This window comes from Candidatus Desulfatibia sp. (assembly GCF_036446775.1).
Taxonomy (GTDB): domain Bacteria; phylum Desulfobacterota; class Desulfobacteria; order Desulfobacterales; family UBA11574; genus Desulfatibia_A.
In genome coordinates this window covers 1-5,132 of record NZ_JAZFTO010000154.1, presented here as the reverse complement: position 1 = coordinate 5,132, position 5,132 = coordinate 1, and the positions used below count along the sequence as shown (strand labels likewise).

The window sequence follows — 5,132 nt, the reverse complement described above, 5'->3', positions numbered from 1 at the left end:
AACGCTTGGGCTGGACAAATCCCTCATTACGCCGATAACGATGGCCGAAATGCCCTCCGCCGCCAAGAGGCCGAAAGACGTTTCGCTTTCAAACGCAAAACTTGTAAGGGATACGGGTTTCAATCCGACGCCGCTGGAAGAAGGTTTGAGGCTTTTAAAAGAGGCGTTTTAGAATAGCTGATGTATAAACCGAACCAGATACATATTTTCAGGATTATCCACATTGATAATCTTCATGTTTGTTTGCAGAGAAAAGGGCTATATGCCCCGAATCTGACACCAAAAGATGAATTAACCTATAGAAATATCCACAATACCGATATCCAGTTAGAGAGGAAAAGTAGAGACCTCCCCTGCGGGCCTAAGGGTGTTATACACGATTATGTTCCTTTTTACTTTGGTTATCGTTCGCCTATGCTTTTACAGCTTAAAACTGGTCGGGTGGAAAATTATAGTGAGGGGCAGGAACCAATAATCTATCTTGTTTCAACAGTTCAGGCGGTTATTGATGCGGAGGCCAATTTTATTTTTTCTGATGGTCACGGCATTGCTGCATATACTACATGGTATTATGCTATTGCCGATTTGGACAAAGTTGACTGGGATATAGTAAATCAGCGATATTGGGCTGACAGTATAGATGATGGTGACCGCCAACGACGTAAACAGGCAGAGTTTTTGGTTCATAAGTTTTGCAACTGGGAAATTATAAAGGAAATAGGTGTTATAAACGCACGGGTAAAGTCGAAAGTTGAAGAAATCATCGGTGGGTTTCCAGACGACTTAAATCGTACTGTACGAATACAACCAACATGGTATTATTAGATAAAGGGTAACCATGATTGAGATTGCGAAGGGTAATTTATTAGAGTTGGATGTTGAAGCTTTGGTCAACACGGTCAATTGTGATGGATTCATGGGGAAAGGGATAGCGCTTCAGTTTAAAAAAGCTTTCCCTGAAAACAACGACGCATACGCGCGTGCTTGCCGAGCCAAGGAAATGCAAGTAGGCAAAATGCATGTATTCGAAACAGGCCTAATAGTAAATCCTAGATTTATAATTAACTTTCCGACTAAGCGACATTGGCGAGGCCCGTCACGCTTAGATGACATCGATACGGGCTTAAATGCGCTTATTAAAGAAGTTAGCAAGCTGGATATTAAATCTATTGCAATCCCCCCGTTGGGTTGCGGTCTGGGTGGGCTTGACTGGAGAATTGTGCGGCCTAAGATCGAGAAAGCCTTCGCTAAATTGCCGGAAGTAAAGATAATGTTATTCGAGCCTGTTGGGACGCCAGACGCTAAAAATATGCCCGTACGAACAAAGCGTCCAAAGATGACTATTGCAAGAGCCCTATTGATAAAACTTATGCAACGATACGCTAAATTAGCATATCGATTAACTCTTTTAGAGATTCAGAAGCTAGCATATTTTCTCCAGGAATCTGGCGAGCCTTTACGATTGAAATATGAAGCAGGTCCTTATGGTCCATACGCTCATAACCTTAACAAAGTTCTTGAAGTGCTTGATGGACATTTTATGACAGGTTATGGAGATACACAAAAACCGGATGTCGAAATAGAACTTCTTCCTGGATCAGTGAGAGAAGCTGATGAATTCATTATTGCCCACAAAAATTCAATTAACCGGCTAAATAAGGTTGCAGATTTGATTGAAGGATTTCAAACACCTTATGGAATTGAACTGCTGTCATCAGTACATTGGTTGGTTCATCATGGAGATTCCCGTGCTCGTGATGTTACGGATGCTATTAGTCTAATTAAAAAGTGGACTGATCGTAAGAGACGGATGTTCCATCCTGACCATATTCAAATCGCATGGAAACAATTGAGCGATAAAATGTGGCTATCTGAAATGGGAAGCCGCTAAAAAATTAAAAGTAGTTTCACAACAAAAAAATTCCGGTAGTATAGTTACCATTTTCAAAAACTGGCGGGATTCTTACCTACCCCGCTCCCTTTCGGTTGGCGTCAAGCTCTTTCAGCTTTTCCTTCACCCCTTCACTGAAATGAGCCTTATCCCAATTTCGGGCTTTAAAAATTTGTTCGGGATCGCATATGACTTTCGTAAGGTCGGCTCCCGCAAGGTCGGCACCCGTAAGGTCGGCTCCCGTAAGGTCGGCTCCACTAAGGTCCACTCCCCTAAGGTTTGCCCCGCCAAGGGTGGCTTCCCTAAGCCTGACTCCCCTCAGGTAGGCTTCGATAAGGTTGGCTCCCGCAAGGTCGGCTCTCGTAAGATTGGCTTCCCTAAGGTCGGCTCTCCAAAGGTCGGCTTTCCTAAGGTTGGCGCTCGTAAGGTCGGCTTCCTTAAGGTCAGCTTTCCTAAGGTCGGCTCCGGGTCCTATTCTATATCCGCCTACTTTTCGTACCTTCTCTTCCGGAGCGTTATCTGTATCTTCTGCTTTTGCGCTCGTTACTTGTACTTCCGGTTTTTTTGTAGATATTGGGTTTTCCGCTTCAAGCGACTCGATTTTTCTATTTAAAGCCGCTATGAGGTCATCTTTTTCTTTTAACAGGCCTGAAGCGTATGTTTTCGATTTTTCCATTTGAATCCGAAGCTCATCCGATTCTTCCCTTGTAAGGAGGGTTTTCTTTTCTATCTCCTGTTTTATCTTCTTTAATTCTTCAGTCCTTCTTTTGGAGAACCAGTATGCCAGTTTGGATGGATACGGATAAATAAAAATAAGGATTACGGCTGAAATCAGGGGATAAACCGCTAACGGCATGAACCAATTATCGCTATATAGAGCCTCTATGTTTTTAATTCTGATTTCCACAAAAGCGTCGTCAAGGAGCAACAAAGCCATGGCTTTCCAATTAATCACCAGCCATGAAAGTATGAATGTGCCCGATAGGGGACTTACAACCCGGTCGTATAGAATCGCCTTGAACGATTTGCTGAGTTCTTCCAACATAGCTTTCAACAACAGCCTAACATAAAATTAATATAACCATGCTTCGGCATAATGAAAAATTCCCGTTAAACCCCTTTTCCGTTTGGCGGCTTGGTGATAGAATTTAGATGAATTAAACCAATTCGCCAGAGGAAATTTATTGCCATGAAACAGGTACTTGTAGTTGACGACGACGAGTCAATTCGCCTTCTCCTTATAAATTCCCTTAAGAAATTGGGGTATGACATCGAAGAGGCCCGAAGCGGCGCAAAAGCCATAAAACTGGCCGCCTCAAAAAAATACGACCTGATCCTTATGGACATTAGCATGCCTAATATGGACGGCTTCGATACGCTTAACGAGATAAGGACACGTGGCGCCTCCAGGGGAACCAATGTGATGATGGTAACGGCCGACAGTAAATTTCAAACCGTTGAAAAAGCCATCAAATGGGGCGCGTGCGATTACGTGGTGAAGCCTTTCGACAAGGGACTCTTCCTTCACAAGGTGGGCAGGTGGATAAACAAGGGGGTGGAAGAGCAGTGGAAAAAGCTGGAGCCAGATCAGGAGCAGGTTTTGCACCTTACGATGACAACGCTGGACAAGGCCTTTAACGCCGTTGCCGCGGGAAGGCCGCTTCCTTATAAAGACTTCCGAAATACGTGCGAAAAGATGCTGGAGGTGATGGATAAAGGAGATATCCAAAGCGTTCTGGGCGCCGTGAAAGACCACGACAGCTATACGTTCGTGCATTCCCTGAGGGTCGGAATTTACCTCTCGATGTTCGCGCAGGATTTCGGCTCTTTCACGAAGGAGGATATATTGACCGTCACTTCGGGCGGCGTGATTCACGACGTGGGCAAGGCGAAAACGCCAATCGGGGTATTAAACAAGCCCGGCAAATTTACCGAATACGAATGGGTGGAAATGAAAGAGCATGTAAACCACACTGTGGAAATCCTTAAACGCACACCGGGGATTCCGGAACCGATCATTGAAATCGGATGGAACCACCACGAAAAGCTGGACGGTAGCGGCTACCCGCGCGGGCTGAAGGGAACGGAAATCGGAACCCTTGCGCGCATGGCGGCGATAGTGGACATTTACGTGGCCCTGACAGATAAAAGGGTGTACAAACCAGCCTTCCCGCCGGAAAAGGCCTTGGAGATGATGGATAACCCCAAATTCCTGGATAGGGGACTGCTCAGAGAATTCGGAGACATAATCCGCGGTATGGGGGAAAAAGCTGATTTGGAGTAACCCGTCTCCTTAACGGGCTTTTGCCCAAACCATGAATGCCTGTCATCCTGCCTGCCTGCCATTAGGTGGTGTCGCGGATTGTCCGCGCTACCAGCCACTTCACTCCATGGTGAAGTGTTTGCTCAGTTTTAATCCCTGGCGAGAGTAGTTGGAGCCGATTTCATCGCCGTAGCCGACATCGGGCGGCGACGACATCCGTTCGTAGCGAAGTTTGAAAAAGGGCTGGCCGTCCTCGATCCTGAACGGAACGTCGTGCGGCCTTACCTCCAGCACCGCCTTCGTGCCGCGCTGGGGGCCGTCGCCGAATCCCGAATCGAAAAACCCGGCGTAATGCGTGCGAAGCTCTCCCGAACCGGCGTCGAATTCGACCATCTCCGCCGCGCACGATAGCGGTACGCGCACCTTCTCCTTCGACGCGAAGATGTAGAACTCCTCCGGCTCCAGTATCAAAAAGTTCTCGTGCGGCGAGATAATCGGCTCCCAGAAATCGCGCACGTGATAGCTTGAGTTGCGCGTAAGGTCAATTACGGTGCTGTTCTTTTTTGCCATGTAGCCTATTACGGCGTCCTTTTTCCTCGTGTTTATCTCGATGCTGACGAACAGGCCGTTCTTTATCATCGGGCGCGCTTTTTTGCGCGTTCCGTTGTAGAGGAGCGGTTTTTCGTCGTGCAGCATTGCGAGTGATTTGTCGTCTATCACCGTGTTCCCGCGCATTAGGCGAAGCTGGTTGAGGCATAATCCCGTCTTAACCTTTATGGTGAACGAGCGCGGAACCACCTCGAGGTAGAGTCCGCCCCTGTAGCCGCAGGCTATGTCTTCGAAGCGGTGGCTTCGGTCGCTGATGACCCTTGTGAAGATGTCCAGCCTGCCGGTGGATGATTTCGGATTCGTCCTGCCGTGAATGTTTTTCGGAAGGTTCAGGCGCTCCAAAAGCGGGATAAGGTAAACATTGCCGCG

The 5,132-nt window shown here is 47.1% G+C and carries 5 protein-coding genes; 3 read left to right on the top strand and 2 right to left on the bottom strand.

What is annotated here, in order from left to right:
- Positions 1-180: 180 nt before the first annotated feature.
- A complete protein-coding gene (locus V3S16_RS07670; protein ID WP_413884087.1) occupies positions 181-825 on the top strand; it encodes a DUF4433 domain-containing protein in 645 nt (214 codons plus the stop codon).
- 13 nt (positions 826-838) lie between these two features.
- A complete protein-coding gene (locus tag V3S16_RS07665) occupies positions 839-1,891 on the top strand; it encodes a macro domain-containing protein (protein WP_413884086.1) in 1,053 nt (350 codons plus the stop codon).
- A gap of 76 nt (positions 1,892-1,967) precedes the next feature.
- On the opposite strand, the gene V3S16_RS07660 is transcribed toward V3S16_RS07665, so the two are convergent.
- The gene (locus V3S16_RS07660) at positions 1,968-2,936 is read right to left on the bottom strand and encodes a pentapeptide repeat-containing protein (RefSeq protein WP_413884085.1); all 969 of its coding nucleotides are present in this window, start codon (positions 2,934-2,936) and stop codon (positions 1,968-1,970) included.
- 144 nt (positions 2,937-3,080) lie between these two features.
- Here V3S16_RS07660 and V3S16_RS07655 point away from each other — a divergent pair, with 144 nt between their 5' ends.
- On the top strand, positions 3,081-4,175 hold the full coding sequence (locus tag V3S16_RS07655) for a response regulator (RefSeq protein ID WP_413884084.1): 1,095 nt from the start codon (positions 3,081-3,083) through the stop codon (positions 4,173-4,175).
- 99 nt (positions 4,176-4,274) lie between these two features.
- Here the strand turns inward: V3S16_RS07655 and V3S16_RS07650 are convergent.
- Positions 4,275-5,132, bottom strand: an 858-nt coding sequence (locus tag V3S16_RS07650) for a 2'-deoxycytidine 5'-triphosphate deaminase (RefSeq protein ID WP_413884083.1), incomplete at its 5' end; no start/stop codon positions are given.

Bases quoted from the DNA above. Each gene is read 5' to 3' on its own strand.
- V3S16_RS07670 (WP_413884087.1), top strand. From the start codon at position 181: ATGTATAAACCGAACCAGATACATATTTTCAGGATTATCCACATTGAT.
- V3S16_RS07665 (WP_413884086.1), top strand. From the start codon at position 839: ATGATTGAGATTGCGAAGGGTAATTTATTAGAGTTGGATGTTGAAGCT.
- V3S16_RS07660 (WP_413884085.1), bottom strand. From the start codon at position 2,936: ATGTTGGAAGAACTCAGCAAATCGTTCAAGGCGATTCTATACGACCGG.
- V3S16_RS07655 (WP_413884084.1), top strand. From the start codon at position 3,081: ATGAAACAGGTACTTGTAGTTGACGACGACGAGTCAATTCGCCTTCTC.